The organism is Agrilactobacillus fermenti (genome assembly GCF_047943045.1).
In the GTDB taxonomy this organism is placed as follows: Bacteria; Bacillota; Bacilli; order Lactobacillales; family Lactobacillaceae; genus Agrilactobacillus; species Agrilactobacillus fermenti.
Map to the genome: position 1 here is coordinate 130070 of NZ_CP181347.1, position 19132 is coordinate 149201.

The 19132-nt window shown below is 39.7% G+C and carries 17 protein-coding genes; 7 read left to right on the forward strand and 10 right to left on the reverse strand.

The window, feature by feature from the left end:
• Positions 1-12: 12 nt before the first annotated feature.
• Positions 13-1908 carry a M13 family metallopeptidase gene (locus ACNAN0_RS00630; protein WP_416353563.1) on the forward strand — a complete coding sequence of 632 codons (1896 nt, stop codon included), beginning with the start codon at positions 13-15 and terminating at the stop codon, positions 1906-1908.
• A 66-nt stretch (positions 1909-1974) separates the two neighbouring features.
• Positions 1975-2874 carry an alpha/beta hydrolase gene (locus ACNAN0_RS00635; RefSeq protein WP_230912826.1) on the forward strand — a complete coding sequence of 300 codons (900 nt, stop codon included), beginning with the start codon at positions 1975-1977 and terminating at the stop codon, positions 2872-2874.
• A gap of 153 nt (positions 2875-3027) precedes the next feature.
• Here ACNAN0_RS00635 and ACNAN0_RS00640 read toward each other — a convergent pair whose 3' ends face one another.
• Positions 3028-3408, reverse strand: coding sequence for an iron-sulfur cluster biosynthesis family protein (locus ACNAN0_RS00640; RefSeq protein ID WP_230912827.1), 381 nt, complete (start codon positions 3406-3408; stop codon positions 3028-3030).
• A 106-nt stretch (positions 3409-3514) separates the two neighbouring features.
• On the opposite strand from ACNAN0_RS00640, the gene ACNAN0_RS00645 reads away from it, so the two are divergent.
• Complete coding sequence (locus ACNAN0_RS00645; protein WP_230912828.1) at positions 3515-4159, forward strand: endonuclease III domain-containing protein; 645 nt, start codon at positions 3515-3517, stop codon at positions 4157-4159.
• A gap of 2 nt (positions 4160-4161) precedes the next feature.
• Here ACNAN0_RS00645 and ACNAN0_RS00650 read toward each other — a convergent pair whose 3' ends face one another.
• Positions 4162-5313 (reverse strand): VanZ family protein, encoded by a 1152-nt coding sequence (locus tag ACNAN0_RS00650; protein WP_416353564.1) that lies wholly within the window; start codon positions 5311-5313, stop codon positions 4162-4164.
• 160 nt (positions 5314-5473) lie between these two features.
• On the opposite strand from ACNAN0_RS00650, the gene ACNAN0_RS00655 reads away from it, so the two are divergent.
• Together ACNAN0_RS00655 and ACNAN0_RS00660 are read left to right on the forward strand one after the other, a co-directional pair.
• Positions 5474-6691 (forward strand): MFS transporter, encoded by a 1218-nt coding sequence (locus ACNAN0_RS00655; RefSeq protein ID WP_416353565.1) that lies wholly within the window; start codon positions 5474-5476, stop codon positions 6689-6691.
• Positions 6692-6716: 25 nt separating this feature from the next.
• Complete coding sequence (locus ACNAN0_RS00660) at positions 6717-8708, forward strand: cation:proton antiporter (protein WP_230912831.1); 1992 nt, start codon at positions 6717-6719, stop codon at positions 8706-8708.
• A 114-nt stretch (positions 8709-8822) separates the two neighbouring features.
• On the opposite strand, the gene ACNAN0_RS00665 is transcribed toward ACNAN0_RS00660, so the two are convergent.
• The 3 genes from ACNAN0_RS00665 to ACNAN0_RS00675 form a co-directional block, all read right to left on the reverse strand.
• Positions 8823-9440, reverse strand: a complete 618-nt coding sequence (locus tag ACNAN0_RS00665) for a DPBB and LysM peptidoglycan-binding domain-containing protein (RefSeq protein ID WP_230912832.1) — start codon at positions 9438-9440, stop codon at positions 8823-8825.
• A 315-nt stretch (positions 9441-9755) separates the two neighbouring features.
• Entirely contained in the window at positions 9756-11396 is a 1641-nt protein-coding gene (locus ACNAN0_RS00670; RefSeq protein ID WP_416353566.1) for a peptide ABC transporter substrate-binding protein, read from the reverse strand.
• 473 nt (positions 11397-11869) lie between these two features.
• Positions 11870-12442, reverse strand: coding sequence for a MarR family winged helix-turn-helix transcriptional regulator (locus ACNAN0_RS00675; RefSeq protein WP_230912834.1), 573 nt, complete (start codon positions 12440-12442; stop codon positions 11870-11872).
• A gap of 151 nt (positions 12443-12593) precedes the next feature.
• On the opposite strand from ACNAN0_RS00675, the gene ACNAN0_RS00680 reads away from it, so the two are divergent.
• Together ACNAN0_RS00680 and ACNAN0_RS00685 are read left to right on the forward strand one after the other, a co-directional pair.
• Complete coding sequence (locus ACNAN0_RS00680; protein WP_230912835.1) at positions 12594-13262, forward strand: histidine phosphatase family protein; 669 nt, start codon at positions 12594-12596, stop codon at positions 13260-13262.
• Positions 13263-13283: 21 nt separating this feature from the next.
• Positions 13284-13778: a methylated-DNA--[protein]-cysteine S-methyltransferase gene (locus tag ACNAN0_RS00685; protein WP_230912836.1), complete on the forward strand. Its 495-nt coding sequence runs from the start codon at positions 13284-13286 to the stop codon at positions 13776-13778.
• A gap of 249 nt (positions 13779-14027) precedes the next feature.
• Here the strand turns inward: ACNAN0_RS00685 and ACNAN0_RS00690 are convergent, their stop codons facing one another.
• The 5 genes from ACNAN0_RS00690 to ACNAN0_RS00710 form a co-directional block, all read right to left on the reverse strand.
• A complete protein-coding gene (locus tag ACNAN0_RS00690; protein ID WP_416353567.1) occupies positions 14028-15332 on the reverse strand; it encodes an MFS transporter in 1305 nt (434 codons plus the stop codon).
• A complete protein-coding gene (locus ACNAN0_RS00695) occupies positions 15304-16101 on the reverse strand; it encodes a glycerophosphodiester phosphodiesterase family protein (protein ID WP_230912838.1) in 798 nt (265 codons plus the stop codon). Before ACNAN0_RS00695 ends, ACNAN0_RS00690 begins: the two co-directional genes overlap by 29 nt.
• Positions 16102-16388: 287 nt before the next feature.
• Positions 16389-17693: an MFS transporter gene (locus ACNAN0_RS00700; protein WP_230912839.1), complete on the reverse strand. Its 1305-nt coding sequence runs from the start codon at positions 17691-17693 to the stop codon at positions 16389-16391.
• Positions 17694-18150: 457 nt separating this feature from the next.
• Complete coding sequence (locus tag ACNAN0_RS00705) at positions 18151-18546, reverse strand: GNAT family N-acetyltransferase (protein WP_416353568.1); 396 nt, start codon at positions 18544-18546, stop codon at positions 18151-18153.
• 1 nt (position 18547) lies between these two features.
• Positions 18548-18946 carry a GNAT family N-acetyltransferase gene (locus ACNAN0_RS00710; RefSeq protein WP_230912882.1) on the reverse strand — a complete coding sequence of 133 codons (399 nt, stop codon included), beginning with the start codon at positions 18944-18946 and terminating at the stop codon, positions 18548-18550.
• Positions 18947-19132: the final 186 nt, after the last annotated feature.

Consider the following 19132-nt stretch of genomic DNA (forward strand, 5'->3'; position numbering starts at 1 on the left):
AGGCAGGTAGCAATGGATAATAATGCTTATCGTCAAGATCTATATCAAGCTGTAAATGGTGCGTGGGAGAAAACAGCCGTTATTCCCAGTGATAAACCAACAACAGGCGGCTTTGCGGATCTAGCAGATGGTGTTGAAAAACAACTGATGCAAGATTTCGCGGATGCCCAAGCAGGCAAGAAAAAGTTTGAAAATCCGTTAATGAGTGAAGTCATGAAACTATATCGAGTTGCCCAAGACTTTGATAAACGTGACCAGTTAGGAGCAAAACCAGTTTTGCCAGACTTAGCTAAGATAGAACAATTGACGCAGCTGAGTGATTTGCAGGCCCAATTGACTGCTTGGTATCGCGAATTTCCAACACCATTTGGCATTCAGGTAGATGCCGATATGAAAGATACGGCTGTTAACGTTGTTTATGCCTTTGCACCAAGTTTATTTCTACCTGACAAACCTTACTATGATGCCGATAATGAAAATGGTAAGCAGCTATTAACAATTTTCAAAGATATGAGTCTGAAGTTATTAACCATGGTGGGGAAAACTGAAGCCGAAGCTAAAACAATTTTAGACCATGCCTTAGCTTTTGATCGTAGTTTAGTGCCTTATGTGAAGAGTGCTGAGGAATGGGCTGACTATACAAGCATGTATAATCCTGAAACTTTCACGACTTTTAGCCACTATTCTAGTAATTTAGCGCTGGGTCAGTTAGTTCAGGACTTGGTTGCAGATACGCCGGAACGTGTGATCGTTGCTGAGCTACGTTTCTTCGAAAATTTTGATAAAATTGTGAATCCAGCGGCTTTTGCAGATCTTAAAGCTTGGCTGTATTTGAATAAACTATTAAGCAGCGCCAATGTCTTGTCTGAAGATTTCCGTCAAGTAGGTGGCACATACAATCGGGCACTATCTGGCAGTAAGGAAGCCATGTCACAAATCAAGAGTGCTTATTATTTAGCTAGCAACCGTTTCAGCCAAGTGGTCGGCGATTATTATGGTAAAACTTATTTTGGGGATGCTGCCCGACAAGATGTGAAGCAGATGGTCGAAAAAATGATCGACGTCTACAAAAAACGGCTGCATGCTAATAATTGGTTAAGTCAGGCGACTAAAGAAAAAGCTATTTTGAAATTAAATAAAATTGTGATCAAAGTAGGCTACCCAGATCAAATTAAACCGATCTATGAAAAGATGCATGTGGATGATACTAAATCTCTGTATGAGATCGTAAAAGCTTTGAATGCGGTTGTCTTACAGGATAACTTAGACAAATATCATCGCCCAGTTGACCGTACCGAATGGGGCATGCCAGCGCAGATGGTTAATGCGATGTATGATCCTTCACGCAATGACATCACTTTTCCAGCGGCGATTTTGCAGGCGCCATTTTACAGCTTGGCACAATCGGATAGTCAAAACTATGGCGGGATTGGTGCGGTTATTGCCCATGAAATCTCCCATGCGTTTGATAACAACGGTGCTAAATTTGATGAATTCGGCAATATGAATAACTGGTGGACTGATGAGGACTATCAAATCTTTAAACAATTGACTCAAGCAATGATTGATGAATTTGATGGGATTGAATTTGCTGGCGGTAAAGTTAATGGTAAGTTGGTCGTTTCTGAAAATGTAGCAGATGCCGGTGGGCTAAGTTGCGCTTTAGAAGCGACTAAAGCTGAAGCTGAAGCTGATTTGCGGGCTTTTTTCATTAATTGGGCGCGTATTTGGCGAATGAAAGCAACGGAACAGTACAAGCAATTACGTTTAGCAACTGATGTTCATGCACCGAATGTCTTACGGGCAAACGTTCAGCCTAAGAATTTAGATGATTTTTATGCGACCTTTGATGTTCAGCCGGGTGATGGCATGTATTTGGATCCAGACAAACGGGTCAAAATCTGGTAGAACAGCACCTACTATAAGTCTGACTGGTCGGTTGGCTTTCTCTTCTTAACAAGGGGTTTCCGAAAAATGAAATATTGGCAGCGTTTATGGCGTGTTGGCTTACTCTTAGTGATCCTATTGATTAGCGTGACTGCTTGCAGTAAGCATACTGATCCTCAGGCGAGCAGTCGTTCCAGTAAGTCCAAAACCACTAAAATCAAATATCAAAAAGTAGGCCCTAATGTGACACCAGTGATTTATTTACATGGTTTTGGCAGTTCACCTAAGGCAATGGCTTACTTGGTAGATCAAGCACGGCTAGCAAATAATAATACGAGTGACATCATCGCCACAGTTCAAGATAATGGGGATTTTCAATTGTCGCAAAATATTATTAAGGGTGTCCAGTATCCGCTGATTCGAGTCCAATTAGCCTCTAGCCGCTATCCTTCTGACAAAACTGCCAGAATCATGAGTCGCTTTTTGCGTAAGCTCAAGCAGACATATGGCATTCAACAATTTGACGCTGTGGGTCACTCCGCGGGTGCTGGAGCTTGGATCGATTATGCCATTAATTATGCCCATGAGTCGACACAGCCGCACTTGCAAAAAGTAGCAACGTTGGCAGTTACCGTTAATGGCTGGATCGGTAGTGGTGCCAAAGGAACAAAACCTAATACCAATCAAGTTGCTGAAAACGGCCGGCCAGCAGTGATGACGCCGGGATACAAGCAATTATGGCAACGGCGAAAGCAAATGCCGAATCAGATTCAATTTTTGAATGTTTTTGGTAATTTAGAGGACGGCTCGAATTCAGATGGTCGAGTAACTGTGGCCTCTGCGCGCTCACTCAAGTATTTGGTCAGTTCGCGAGCTCAGCACTATGAAGAAGTTGAAGTCCAGAAAACTAAAGCTCAACACAGCCAGCTTCGAGAAAATCCGGATGTGGCTAAAGTGGTCAATCAATTTTTATTTAATAAAAAATAGTAGATTGAATGATTGCTGTTTCGGTGCTAGTTCTTAACTGATGTTATAGGTTGAAAATATAATCAAACGGAATCGATAGTAATATAAAAACAGAGCTTAGAACAAAACTAATGTTTTGGTTCAAGCTCTGTTTATTTACTAAGCTTTTTTAGTTCAACGTGCAGGATTCTTTTTGATTGAAGCGGGGTCTGTAAAATCAATAAAGCCAACGTTATCATCGATGACACCAACATCACCGGACAACTGCATGGTGTCATAAGTTTTTTTGTACTTGACCGTCATATGTTCGTCTAGACTATCTGCCGAATAACCTTTAATATATACGGGGCCTAAATTGGAATCAATGGTTTGATCATAAGTGTCTAAGGACATATCGGAACCAATAATGTTAATCGAAAATTGGACCTGCATGTGAATCATGGCATGTTGTGAATAAGGCCCAACACCATCTTCAAATGTTAAAAGTAACCGATCGCCATCTTGCCAGTTTGCTTTGATTTTTGCAACAACATTTTCATCAAAATCAACACGCATTTCTAGGACCTCCCTAATCACCATTTTAAGTTCAAATTTATTGTAATTGAATATCTTAAAAAAACAATTATTTTGTCTTTAAATATCATTGAAGTAGGTGAATGCTTTGCAGACACTAACATTAGTTGAACTCTATACCAAACTAGCACAACAGATTCCCGAACAACATTGGCCAGCAGAAACGCCCTTTGAAATTGCATTGGGGGCTATTTTAGTTCAAAATACAGCCTGGCAAAACGTACCGCCGGCCATTGCCAACTTAAAGCAAGTAACCAACTTGAAACCTCAGAAACTACTTGATTTGGATCGAGCCACTTTGATGACGCTAATTCGACCGAGTGGCTTTTTTAAAAATAAAAGTTTGGCTATTGTCAATCTATTAACCTGGTATCAAAAGTATGACTTTGATTTAACTAAAGCTAAGCTAAGAACGAGTACGCAATTACGACAGGAATTATTAGATTTACATGGTATTGGTGCGGAAACAGCGGACGTGATATTGCTGTATGTTTTAGACAAACCGCAATTTATTGCTGATAGTTATGCCCGCCGATTGTTTCTAGCTTTAGGTGTTACGGAAGCTCAGAAATATGACACGTTAAAATCATTTGTTGAAGCAAAACACTTAACGCTCACTTTACGGCAATGGCAGGCTTTTCATGGCTATATTGATGAATTTGGTAAGCAATTTTTACGACGCAACCAATCTTTTGCGGCTAGTTACTTAGCTGGCTATCGGCTAAAAAGATAAGACTATTTAGCTGACTTAAAGGTACTGATTAAAGTGGTATGGGCGATATTATCGTAATAAAAGTCTGGATTTTTGCGGATTAAGTTGACGAGAAAATGAATCAGTAGAATCACAGCGAATAAGGCACCTAAACCAAACAGAAGTAGTAACCGATCTAAGTCGCCTTGAGAAATAGTCCCATGCTCTAAAATCATTAGCATTGCAATGCCTAGTGTTGTAAAAATGGGGATGGGAATGAAATATTGCCAAAAAGCACGCCAAAAAAGATTTGCGGCATGGGCAGGGGTCCCATCTTGGCGGACGATACGTAAGTGCACGATTCTTTTACCCAAAGTGGCACCTTGCATGAGTACGGGTACAATAAAGAATAAAACTATTAATAGTAGTGCAGGCACTAAAATGATGTCATTTTGCGGCGATACGAAATGTGGGAAAAAGTCTACTAGTACTAAAACAATAGGCATTGCAACAAAAAAGATCAGCCAATCCAGCAAGAAGGCAACGAAGCGTCGGGGGAAAGTAACAGTTTGACCCAAACGCTTTTCCTGAGCTTGAATTGCTTCATGATCGGGAAATAGATGTAAAACAATTGGCGCGATTGCCCAACCTAACATGCCGCCTGAAGTATTTAATAAGAGATCATCGACATCAAATAATCGGTAAGGCCGCACATAGATACCATATAAGCCACTCAATTGTGTCAACTCAAAAAATAACGACAGCACAAAACTGAAAATAAGGATTTTACGCCAATTAAAACCAAAGTATTTTAAATAAATCCCAAATGGAATGGTTAGAAAAATATTAAATAGGGGCTGAATAATAGCTGGTTCAAGTAAGCCCGTTCGGTAAGTATGAATATTTAATGGGTCAAAGGTATTTGTCTTGATAAATTCCTGAACAAACATCAGCGGCTGTAAATTGTATTTCGGTGTGGTTAGCTGGGCTACCAAAGCGCGACTTGGTAGGGGCAGAATAATCAAGAAATAAGCTGTCAGTAAATAAAATATGAACGTATAGATCACAAATGCCCGAAAACGAACAAAGGAACCCCGACGGTGATATTCATAAGCAAAAATCGGTAGTGAAATTAATAGAGCCAGAAACGGGAAAATTAAAATTGCCATTTTGATAGGATATAAATAAGCTGTCATAATATGTCGACCAAGAAGTCTAGGCGCCTCCCAATAATTTAATAAGTGCATTTCTAGCATACTGATAATGTGCATTGAATACAATGTTAATGCTTTGCTATTCTGACTTAGTTATGTAAGAATAGCGGCATAAGTTCAATATTATAGTGGGGGACATGAGATGGTTACAGCACGACAACATCAGCTGAATAAAGTCTATTATTTAGCTGGGCAAAATTTTTTCGTTTTTGGTTCTTCAGCAGTTTACTTTGCCATTCTTTGGTATATCGCGCTTAAAACATCATCGGGTACTTGGATGATGTTGGCAACGTTATCTACCTCATTGCCACAAATTCTGATCTCATTGTGGGCCGGCGTTTGGGCCGATCGATCTGATCGACGTAAATTGATCATGTTAGCAAGCGGTTTAGTCACTGGATTAACATTGATCATCGCAGTGATTTTTTTGTTTGGCTACCGTGATTTATGGTTATTACTTTGCATTTCTGCCGTTCGTTCCATTGGCAGTGGGATCTCAACACCTGCTGGTAATGCATTGTTACCAGACTTAGCCGACCCTGACGAACTGACCCGATTAAATGGGCTGAATCAAATGATTGCCGCCATATTATTATTGATCACACCGCTGGTCAGCGGTTATATTTTAGGCTCTTTGGGCATTTTATTCATTTTTGTTGTTGATTTGTTCACAGCAATCTTTGGCATTACGGCAATTGGCTTAATTAAAATACCAAAGTCACAGATTGAGACATCTGATCAAATCAAAGAAGGGCAACGCAAAACTTGGCAGGAAATTATGAGCGGGCTGAAATATATTCGACAAAGTTCTTTTTTGACCGCATTTATGTTACTGACTTGTTTGGCCTTTGTCTTGGTAGCCCCCTCATCGCAGCTGTCTACATTATATGTCAAACGCACTTTTGGTACGGGTGTTTGGCGGTTAACGTTAAATGAACTGTTATGGACAATTGGGGCAACGATGGGCGGCCTTTATTTGACCACGCATAAAAAAATTAAACGGCCGGTGGCTCTGATTGCTGGTGCCATTAGTGTGTCCGGCGTGGCCTTTGCAGTTATGGGACTGCCAGAGCCATTTTGGTTTTACTTGGCTTTCATGCTGATATCTGGCATCTGCATGCCGTTGATTCAAGGGGTCAGCAATATTTTGATTCAACAGAATGTAGCTAAAGCCACAATGGGGCGGGTATTTTCGGTACTTCAGATTGTTTCAACAGGCATTTACCCAGTAGCAATGCTATTCTTTGGACCACTGGCAGATCATGTGCCGATTGCTATGATTTTAGTAGTAACCGGCGTATTAGAGATTGGCGTGGGGCTTTTGTTTTATCAAACAATGCGGCGTAAACTTCAAATTTAGGACTGACGGTTAGGGGTGAATCGGGATGGATCAAGTTTTTTTAATTACGATTATTTTAGCGGCTGTCGTTGGGGCTAACATTTTGGCACGACATGTTGCAGCCGTGCCACTACCATTTTTTTTAATTGGTTTTGGCGTTATTTTATCTGCGTTACCCGTTTATCGAAATTTTCGTTTAGATCCCTCAACGTTTGCTTTTGCGATTATTGCACCGTTACTTTATAACGAAGCTCAGAATAGTTCCCGATTATGGATCGGACGATCGATTTTGAATATTCTCTCTTTAGCAGTTGGCCTGGTCCTGGTGACTGTTTTGATTGTCGGGACAGGTCTGCACTGGTTTTTTGCCATATTACCTTTGAGTTTAAGTTTTGCATTATTAGCCATTGTCACGCCAACGGATGCTTCAGCTGTGAACTCGATTTTTGAAGCTAATCCTATTGCCCGGGAACAAATGGGTATTTTAAAAAACGAATCGTTGTTCAACGATGCCGCCGGGATCGTTATTTTTGACGTTGCTTTGACAGCCTATATTTCGGGCACATTTTCGCTGCAAATTGCGATTGGTGAATTTCTTTGGGAATTCTTGGGTGGTTTAATTTTTGGGGCTGTAATTGGTATTTTGATTGTCAGTATTCGGTTATTTCTCATTCGTTACCATGATGATACACCCCTGATCATGGTCTCAATTCAACTATTATCGCCATTTTTAGTTTACTTATTAGCTGAAAGGCTTGCTCTATCTGGAATTCTAGCTGTAGTAGCAGCTGGTTTGGCACAGGGATCTGAGCGTAGTCGCTTACGGCTGACCTCCGCGCGAATGCAAATCGTGACCAGCAATGTTTGGGAAGTTATTGCGGGCATTTTATCTGGGAGTGTTTTTGTCTTATTAGGGTTATCACTGCCACTTGTCATTCAAACAAGACACCATTCAACCAATCCAGATTTTGCACTATATAAGTTATTGTTGTTGGCACTTTTGATTTATTTTGTTAAAACGCTAGTCCGATTGGTTTGGAGCAAATATTTTGTACGCCTACAAAATAAACAGGCGCGTTCCTGGCGGGATAGTTTAGTCATGGCACTGAGTGGGGCTCATGGGACCATTACTTTATCTTTGGCCTTCTCTATGCCCAATGCGATTAATGGGCAGCCGTTTGCTTTCCGGGGGCCGTTGATTTTTATGGCAGCTGTAATTATTTTGATCAGTATGATTATGCCGACCATTTTTATTCCAATTATTCTACCAGCACAAAAATCAACCCAGCCGCGTTACCAGTGGGTTAGGCGTATGTTACAAGCTGGTATTCGTGCTTTGACAGATGAGTCTGATCATCCAGCGGAAGCACAGATTGTGATTGATACGATTCAACAGCAGCTGATTTTAGATAATACACCTAAAATACGATTGCAACGTCAATTGATGAAGGCCAGTCAAGAAGTCGAAAAAAAAGCAGTAAAGCAATTATATGATGCTAAAAAGATTACAGCAGATGAGTTGACTTATTACTATAAATTTATTCAGTTAAATAATTTTTCTGCGGACGATAAAGCTTGGAAAAATGTGCTTTTAAGGATTCGCTTTTCTTTGCACATTGGAACGATGAATCGTAATCTGCGCCAAGCACAGGAAGCCTTTTTGACTGCGCCGGTAGCTTTGGAAGAGGTTTATTGGCGGCGGCAGTTTGAAAACCATGGGGAGAATCTTTTACCAATTGAACAAGCAGGCTTTGAGGCAGTGATGGCTTTCTTAAAAACACAGCCTAAAGCTCATGAAGTTGAAGTAAATATTGTGCGGCGCTTCTATCGGACACGTCACCGGCGCGTTCATATGGGCCGTGTGGATGCTGATATTGTTTACCAGATGTTTATGCGTGCTTTTCATGCAGAGTACACATTGATTCAAGATGCAGTGATGAGTGGGCAGATCCCATCCGAATTAGCTGAAAGGCTGCAACAGCGCATCTCCTTTGATGAAATTACTTATATTCAAAATATTGAAGTCTTTCAAAGGTAAAAATTGTCCTTGGTACATGTTCAAAATCGAATTGTGCGCAAAAAAGCTCGGCAACAAAACATTCGTCTTGTCCCGAGCTTTTACAATACATATCATATTAATTTATAGCTATAATTAACCAATTACTTGAACAGAAGCTGTTGTGACACCATAGCTTGGAATAGAGCTGTTAGGCATAGCAACATCTAATTGTTGTGGGTTACTATAAGCAAATGTACCAGTATCGTTAACGACACGGTCTAAGACAGTTCCGTCGGATAAAGTAATTCGTAAATGTGTGCCTTTAGGGAAGACAGAAAGGTTTGCAGCAACACCGTTGTAACCCATATTAGAACCTAAAACAGCTGGGTCATAGAAAGAAATCTTATAAGTACCAGCATTTTGGCCAGTTGTTGCCGTTGTATTTGTAGTTTGAGCTGTTTGTGCTGTCCCTTGAGGTGCCTGAGCAACAGCATTTGTCTGCGTTGTTTGTTGTGTTGCTGTACCGTTCACTTTAACAAGGTCGCCAGGATAGATGATATCAAATCCACCAACTTCACGGTTGTTTAATTGTTCTAAACTAGCAACGTCCATATTATATTTTGCAGCGATGCTCATGAAGCTATCGCCAGATTGAACTGTGACAGTACCATTTCCGTTATCAGTAGCAGCTTGGGCTTTGTTAGGACCGAATGTTGTAATAGTTGCGACAAAACCAGCAACCAATAAACCAAACAATGCAATTTTCTTCATTATATAAAAAACTCCTTTAACATTAAAACCTAGTGACTATTTCGACATCTATGTGCCTCACTTGAGCACGTGCAATAGAATAACCTTTAAATGTTGCACTAGTATTTCAGGAGCTTTAATGTTTCAAGACAGTAATAGTATTTTTGTCATAAAGATTAATTTTTTTGTTTTTGAAAATGGTCCAAAGCCTATTAGATTAAAAAGTAATTGGCCTTTTTGAAATATTACAAAAGAGCTCAAAAATATTTAAACTTTTTGGCTAAAAAAGTTTAAAAAATTTAAATTTAGGGGTTTACAAAGCAAAAATTGGTCAATTTACTTGATTGAAGCATATTTATAACTCCATTGAGCGCCAGCGGTATTATGAATAATGCCTTTGACTTTTGCATTTTGCAAATAGGAAGCATTATTTTGATAAAGTGGTGTCATACCTTGATCTTTGCTGAATAATTGACTGGCTTGGATAAGATCTTGCCATCTAGCATTTGGATCATTGGCATCTTCGTTTTGTGCTTTGTGGATTAAAGCGTCATAATCTTTATTACTATATTTACCCATGTTATAGGAAGTATCAGACTCAGGAATTTGCAAGAACGTGATTGGATCGTTAAAGTCAGCGCCCCAAGCGGACAAACTGATGTCAAATTGACCCTTTTGCTGGAATTGATTCGCAGCAGTAGAAGGCATCTGGCGGATATTAAGTGTCAAGCCAGGTAGCTTTTTCTCCAACTGATCTTTGAGGTACTCGGTGACTGTTTTACTAGAGGCGTCATCGTTGGAAGCAATTAGTGTCAAACTTAGCTTCTTAAGTCCAGTTTCTTGTAAGCCTTGTTGCCAAAGAGCTTTAGCTTTGGTTTTATTATAAGTTACAGTATCAGGCACGCCTTGTTCGGCCGCAAAGTCTTTTTTATTTTGGGGATCTTTAGCTAATCCTTTAGGTACAAAACCATTTGGAATCAAAGAGCCATCACCCAGTGCCTTTTGGGTCAACTGGTTTCGGTTGATAGCCAATGAGATGGCTAAGCGAATATTTTGATTGTTAAGTGCTTTTTGCTTCTGCTTATTAGTATTGTGGAAATTATATTTTAGATAGTAGATCATAGCGTAAGGATAATTTTTAAAGTCTTTGTCATGTTTTAATTCACGCACTTGTTCAGGTGCTAAAGGGGTAAGGTCAAGTTTGCCATCTTGGAATAGATCTAAGCTAGTTGAAGTCGAAGGCACCACTTCATAATTGATCTGTTGTAGTTTTACGGCTGATTTATCCCAGTATTGATCATTTTTGACAAAACGCCATTTATTGCTTGTACCATTCCAATTCTCAATTTTAAACGGGCCAGAGTAAACCGTATTTTGTGATTTTGTGGCATATTTCTTGCCATATTTTTGGGCTACTTTTTCGTTTTGGGGCGCAAATAAAGGATAAGCCATCAAAATTTTGAAATAGGCAATCGGTTTTTCTAAAGTAACCACAACCGTTTTGTCATCTTGCGCTTTAATACCGAGTTGATCGGGTTTTAGTTTACCAGCACTAATGGCTTGTGCATTTTTGATGCCTTCAAATAAGTAACTATATTGAGACTTAGTTTTAGGGTTGACTGTCCGTTGCCAAGAGTAAACGAAATCCTGGGCTGTGATGGGGTCACCGTTGCTCCATTTGGCGTCACGCAAAGTGAAGGTCCAAGTTAAACCATCTGCTGAAACTTTGGTGTCTTTTGCTAGGCCGGGGGTGATACTCCCATGTTTACCTAACCGATAAAAGCTTTCATAAACATTACCAGTTTGCCCGTAACCGGTGGCTTTTGAGATATCGATTGTATCTAGTGGGGCGGTAGCACTTAAGTGTAGGACTTGTTTGGCTGCTGCTTGACTTGTTCCGTGAAAAAGAATGGGGCCTATAATGAAACCAACTAATAAAGTAGCTAATAATAAAGTGAATCGGCGCTGTTGCTTCATGATTTTCCTCCTAAGATTAATGTTTTTACAGTAGACTATGTACGCGTAAACTTGCCGCGGCACCTCCTATAATTAGATACAAAAAGCCCGCTAACTATTTATCAAAGAAATAGATAGCGGGCATCTAATTAGCGTTTTAAGTTAAACGAACGTTAAAAGATGATACACGAAAGCGCCGCTATCGATGAAGGACAGCAGCACATACAGTTATTCATTTGTACCAATTTAACACATAACATCGATAGGACACCTTCTTTGTTCGTTATGACTACATAATATTTGAAAAAGATAGCGTTGTCAATCAAAATGGATATAATGTACAGTATCGAAAATAAGTTTTTAGAAGTGGGTGAGCTAATGCCGTCGATTTACTTAAAAAGATTAGACCTATTGATACGAATCAAAAATATTACCGGGTGCTTCAGGAAATTGAACGTAATAAAACCAATCTTTGGTGCAATTCGTGTAACCTGTTACCAGCCCATGAACATTGGATGATCTGGGTGGTGGCCGCGATGATCATAACCGCCGCGGTCGTTGCCAAAACCACCAAAGGGACCATGGCTGTGTCTTGGGCCGTGACCATGAAAATCAGGCTGATCCATAAATTCGGTGTCGGAAAGCTGGCTTTTTAGATCTTCTGTGAGTTTAGCCAAAATCTGCCGTAACTGAGTGCGCTCTTCATCAGTCAAACTGGCAAAAATTTGATCGGTTAAACCCTCGGTAGCATCTTCGTCAGCAGCTAACTGTTTACGTCCGGCTTTGGTAATAGAAACACGAGTCACACGACCATCGGCTTCGTCTGGATGACGTTCAATTAATTGTTTATGTTCTAACTTCCCAAGCATCTCAGAAACAGATGAAGGTCGGATATCTAGCAGCTCTACGATACGTGATTGCGGTAAATTATCTTCATTAACTAAAGCTTTTAAAATACGTGATTGACCTTGGAAATGTGGTCGCGTCGCTTCTTGCCAACTGTAACGGCGCACAAATTGCATAAATTTGCGGAAGTCATGGAATAAAGCATCGGTTTCTTGAGTCATATAATGAAACTCCTTTCAAAAAACAATTATATCAATAACATTAGGTACCTAACAATTGCATTATAGTTAGGTACCTAATATATGTCAACCTTTAAAGCTAAGGCTGTGAAATTTTGGTATGATAAGGTTATCAATTAAGTTGAGGTAAGTTATGTTAAGAATATATTTGGGCCGACATGGTCAAACAGAAAATAATTTAAAACATCTTTTTAACGGTGGCAGTGTTGATACACCGTTAACGGCTAAGGGCGTGGCCGATGCGCAAGCGATGGGCCGCATGCTAGCTAATATTAATTTTGCTAAAGTTGTCACGTCAGCAATGCCCAGAGCAATCACGACTGCCAAACTTGCGCTAGCTGAGAGTCACTTTAATTCAGCCAATGATATTGTCACCGACCCGCGCTTGAATGAAATGAATTTGGGTGATTGGGATGGCGTAGCGATCGATGCGTTGACGGATGCCACTCAGATGGATAATTACGCCCATCACCCCGATAAATTTGATGGCAAAGCTATTCACGGGGAGAGTTATTATGATATTGTCAAGCGTTCAACTCAAGCAATGGCGGAAATGACAGCAGGCATGACGACGGGCAATATTTTGATCGTGAGTCATGGTATTTTGTTGACTTTCATGGCAAATGCATTGCTAGGTAATGACATTAGTGTTGGGCGGCAACGTCACTTGTTGAAGAATGCCAGTGTTAGTGTTTTGACCAAAGAAAACGATCAGTATACGGAATTAGCTTTTAGTGTTCTACCGGAAACTTTGGCAAATGATCCTGAATTAGCACAGCAGGTGTTTAGACAGGCAAGATAAGTATAAAAAGAGATGATTTTAATGCAACTTTATTATGCGGCGGCTGATTATCGGGGACAAAAGATGTATGTTTTTGGCAATCAGAGCGGGGTTGTATTTGTTGGTACACCAGGAGCTTCGCCTGAAGAGGTTAAAATCCAGCTAAAGCATTGTGATATTTCGCCCAGTTCTAGTTGTTTGGTCAGCCCGATCCAGCAGCTCACTGAATATTTTCAAGGTGAGCGCAGAACTTTTGATATTTCCCGGGAAATAATTACAGGGACCGCTTTGCAAAAACAAGTTTGGCATGAGTTGAACACGATTCCCTATGGTGAAACCATTAGTTATAGCGATCTGGCAGCACGTGTTGGTAAACCTAAGGCTATTCGCGCCGTGGCAACAGCCGTGGCTAAAAATCCGTTGATGATTTTTAACCCATGTCATCGGGTCATTCGTCAATCTGGCGCAATCGGTAATTATCGTGGCGGTGTCCAAATGAAGCGGACACTGCTGTCGTTGGAGCGAGGGCATCAGTAACAAGCAACGTAGATATTATTTGAAGGACATCGTACAAATTATTTCCAAAATTAAAAGAAGACTAAAGTGCAAAACATTGTTGGTTTTGACTTAGTCTTCTTTTTTGGGAGGAAGAAAATGAAGTATATTCTTCATTATAAATCAGGTAAATAAATTTTGGGAGGAAGTATTTACTTGATGTTTATATCATATCCAGAAAATGTGAAGAAATCATGATGAAATCATTGTGAAAATAATATACTTCATATTTTAACTGGCTGTACCAACTTGTTTATGGTTGATAATTGTAAGCAATAATGAAGTCGCAACGCCAACGGCTACAACGATGGTGCCAATCAAGAAAATAGTTTGATAAGCGGCAATTGGATTTTTGTGGGCATCAATAATATGGCCATTTAAACCGTAAGTCCAAAAAATTGGTGCATAAGCGACAAAAGAACCAACACTCATGGAAGAACCCACATAGTTTTTAGGCACATTAGCTTCTGTAATCGGTGCTAACATGATGCTTTTAGCGAGGAAAATAGCAAATGAAAAAACCATCAATAGACCAATGCTCCAGCCCAACGTATGACTATTTTTAGGTAATAGTAAAACTGCGGTTAAGGCAACAAGAGTCAAAATCAAAGCACCAAACATAGTTTTTGCGGAAGATTTGAAGACATAATCTGAAAGTGAGCCCGAGATGATGCCAGCAACAACACCCATACCGCCAGTGTTGATAATACCGAAAATAGAAGCTTGAGTTTGCGAGATATGGTAAACCGCCTGTAAATAAGGAACCGTATAAATTAAATTGATGTAAGACCAGTAAATTGTTAGGGCCGTGATTGAAGCTAACCAAACTTTTGGCATCAAAATAACTTTAATTAGTCCTTTAAATGCTTTACCAGCCTTTTGAGTTTGTGAAACCTCATGCTCTTTCGCAATACCGTTTTTAGGTACCAATTTAATGATAGCAAACACTAAAGGGATAATTAGTAGGTTGTAGACTAACATTCCAGTTTTGAAGATATTGATACCACCAAAAAGAGCCATTGCTCCGACTAATAGCAGGTTCATGCTCATTTCAACTGTACGGCGGATCGATTCTAACATACCAAATGCTAAGCCACTGTGTTTCTTGCTGGATAGCATGGCTACTCCGTTGAGGACAGCTGGCCAGAAGAAAGCATCTGTTAAGCCCCAAATGATAGCGATCAAACGCAGAATAGTAAAAGTTGGTTGAAAGAAAACGATGATAAAGACTGTTAACATACGAATCAGTAGGCCGGTGATTAGCAATGACTTCACTGAAAAGCGGTTATTAAGCCAACCACCAGGAATATAAAAGAACATTGAAATACCGATCAGGCTAAAGATGATACCCAATTGGGCATTAGAAACGCCGAGTACTTTTAATAGTAGATTATAAAAAGTACCCTTAAAGGCTTCAAAAGATGAATAAATTAATTGGCCAGATAAGACAACAGCTAGAAATCCCCACAGCTGATTGTTAGTCCGCAACCGCTTATGCGCCTTGGCTTTAATACCATGTTGTGAGGAAGTGTCCATAATTTCGCCCAACCTTTCCACTTTGCTTTTGCATCCCAGGAAAGGCATCGGCAATATTGGTAAAAATGCCATCAACGCCCCAGTTAAACAATTGATTAGCTTTATCGATCTTATCTACAGTCCAAACATTGATTTCATAGCCATGATCTTTCATCATAGTGACTTTAGCCTTGGTGAGGCCGTGATCTTCGGGGTGGATAATTTTAGCATCGAGCGCTTGCATGATCAACAGCCAGTCATCATAGAATGTGTGTTGTTCAAATAAAACAGCTGTTTCTACATCAGCTTTACGACTTTTTAACTTATATAGCATAACTGGGCTAAATGAAGACACGATGACGCGGATACTTGGGTCGATCTGGTCCAGTGCAGCCACAAACTGAGCTACCAAACTATCAGCTAGTTCATTGGCGTGGTCACCTGTTACGGCTTTAAGTTCAATATTTACATTAATTTTAGTCCGATTTAGAAATGTAATTAATTGTTCAAGTGTTGGCACCGTCTCTTGGGCGTATTCAGAACCAAACCAAGCGCCAGCGGAAGCTTTTGCCAAATTCGGATAGGTCGTTTCAGTTAAAGCACCACTCAATGAAGTGGTACGGTCAAGGTCATCATCGTGTAAAACAACAACGCGGCGATCTTTCGTAATACCCAAATCAGTTTCTAACCAGTTGATATTGAAATCTGTTAGTTTCTCAAAAGCGGCCATGGTATTCTCAGGTGCCAGAGTCGGAACACCGCGATGCGCGATGATTTTTTTCGAATGCATAAATTTCCTCCAAATAATAAATAATTGGTATATGTAAGATAAATACAGGTTTTACCCTAAAACTTTTGTTAGACCATTGCAAGGTATTTTCGCAATAAAAAAGGACACGCACTTGGGGGATGCGTGTCCTTTAAGGGAGGAAGGAAAATGAAGAATGAATTTTCTATTGTTAATCAAATAAATAAATTTTTGGGAGGAAGTATTTATTTGATATTTATATAGTATCGAGAGAATGTGAATAAATAATGACTGTTTCGTTATGAAAATAAACTGTTTTTGTTAATAAGTTATGCTGTTTTCTGTTTACGATTGCTTAATGTTAAAAAGAATGCTGTTATGACGCCAATACCAGCAACAACAACACTGATTAGAAAGATTTGTTGGTAAGCAGCAATGGCATCTTTATGTGTGTCGATGATATGGCCATTCGTACTGTAAGCCCAGAAAACGGGGGCATAGGCGGCAAATGACCCCACACTCATAGAAGAGCCAGAATATTTTTCGGGAATACCAGATTCGGCTATCGGTGCCAAAATAATACTTTTTGCTAGAAAAATGGCAAAGGAGAACAACATCAGTAAGATAATACTTGGCCAAAGTGTCTGTTGATTTTTAGGTAATAATAAGACCGCAATTAACGCGATAAATGTTAAGATCAACGCAACAAACATCATTCGTGATGAAGACTTAAAGACATAATCTGATAAACTGCCGGAAATGATACCAGCTACCACACCCATAGCGCCAGTATTAATGATACCAAAAATCGAGGCTTGCGTTTGACTAATATGATAAACAGCCTGTAAATACGGCACCGTGTAAATCAGATTGATGTAAGACCAATAAATTGTTAGGGCCGTGATAGAGGCTAGCCAAACCTTAGGCATGAGCAAAACCTTTAACAGACCCTTTAAAGCTTCGCTGGCCTTCTTTGTTTGTGAGGCACCAGTTTCAGCTGCAATTCCATTGCTCGGCACAAACTTAATAATAGCAATAACGAGCGGGATGATCAGTAGGTTATAAACCAACATACCGGTTTTAAAAATACTGATGCCACCAAATAGAGCCATTGCCCCTACAAGTAATAAGTTCATTAACATTTCAGCGGCTCGCCGAATAGATTCCAACAAACCAAATGCTAATCCAGAATGGTTTTTGTCGGATAATAATGAGACACCGTTTAGGACGGCCGGCCAGAAGAAGGCGTCTGTAAGGCCCCAAATAATGGCTATGATACGTAATAAAGTAAACGATGGCTGCAAGAAAACAATAATAAAGACAGTCAACATACGAATCAGTAAACCGGTGATCAAAATTGATTTCACGGAGAAGCGATTGTTAATCCAACCACCAGGAATGTAAAAGAATACCGAAATGCCAATTAGACTGAAAATAACCCCAAGTTGTGCGTTAGAGACGCCAAGGACTTTTAATAAAAGATCGTAAAATGTCCCTTTAAAAGCTTCAAATGCAGAATAAATAATTTGGCCGGCCATCACAACAGACAAGAATCCCCATAATTGGTTATTGGAATTAAAGCCAAATTTATTCAAGGCACGTTGTTTGATACCAGACCGTGAGGGAGTCGCCATAATTTTTGTCCGCCTCGCTTTCTTGATCATTCGTGGCTGAGGGATATTTGTACCAATAGTTATTTACATCAAGGTCAGAATAGCACTGCTTTAGCAACTATGTAAACGATTTAACACCAAGTGTGAAATTAAAAGTCATAAGTATTTTGAGAACCATATCCTTTAAACCGATGTGGTAAAAGTAAGCAGTTTGCACATAAAAAAAGACACGCACTTGGGGGATGCGTGTCCTTTAAGGGAGGAAGGAAAATGAAGAATAAATTTTCTATTGTTAATCAAATAAATAAATTTTTGGGAGGAAGTATTTATTTGATATTTATATAGTATCTACTAAATGTGAAATAATTGTGAAGATAGTGCCATGAAACTGTCAACAAATCGTGGCTAAATATATTTTCGACCCGCTAACGTTGATATGGCAAGGATTTATAGGCTAATCGGACTTTAGACTGAACTTTTAGTAGTCCCTTTGCTGTTTAAAAGCCGTTGGCACACTTTGAAAACCCAGTTTTGGATAATAAGTCATGGCAGAGGGGGCTGCCAGCAAAACAAGGGAAATATTCGGGCCTAAATCTTGATGAATTGTTGCGATAAGCTGACGACCGATACCTTGCCGCTGATATTGTTTGATGACAGCCAAATCAGAAAGATAACAGCAGTAAGATTGATCGCTAAAACCTCGAGCGACACCAATGAGCTCATCATCAGCCCATGCCGTATATAAAATATTAGCATTGTGAATCATGCGGTCAATACGTGCAACGTCATCTACTGACCGATGAATGCCGGAATTTTCGAAAACACGACTTAACTGTGCCGCAGTGATTGCTGCATTAGCTTTAATTGTAACCATACTACGCCTCCCGATGAATGCGAAACATATTATTGACAGATTGGAAGCCACATTTTTGATAAAAACCAGTGGCACTAGGTTCAGCTCTTAAAGCAATCGTGACACGTGAGCCCAGAAAACGTTGCAGCTCCGAAATTAACTTTTGACCTAAACCAAGGTGCTGATAATTCGGGTCAATGACGATATCACTTAGATAACAACTATATTCATAATCAGTTAAGCAGCGGGCAAAGCCGATGAGTTGGTGATCATGCCAGGCACTTAGGGTAAGCGGCGTATGATCCAACATGATTTTAAGCCGTTGAATGTCATCAATGGCCTTATCAAAATTGGTTATTTGATAGAGGCGAGCGATTTCACTAGGTGTTACTTTGGCATTTACTTTGATTTCAATCTGCACATTGTCACCCATCTTTCCAATAAATAATTAATACGTTGAGTTTTAGTTTAGCCTATTTTGACATAAAAAAATATAACTGATAGACGAAAAAGAGGAGAAGTTTAATTTCTAGACAATTTTATGAGATGTTGCTAGGCTAGCCCTGAATATATTTCAAATCTATATTTGCTTACAGCAAGGAGATCA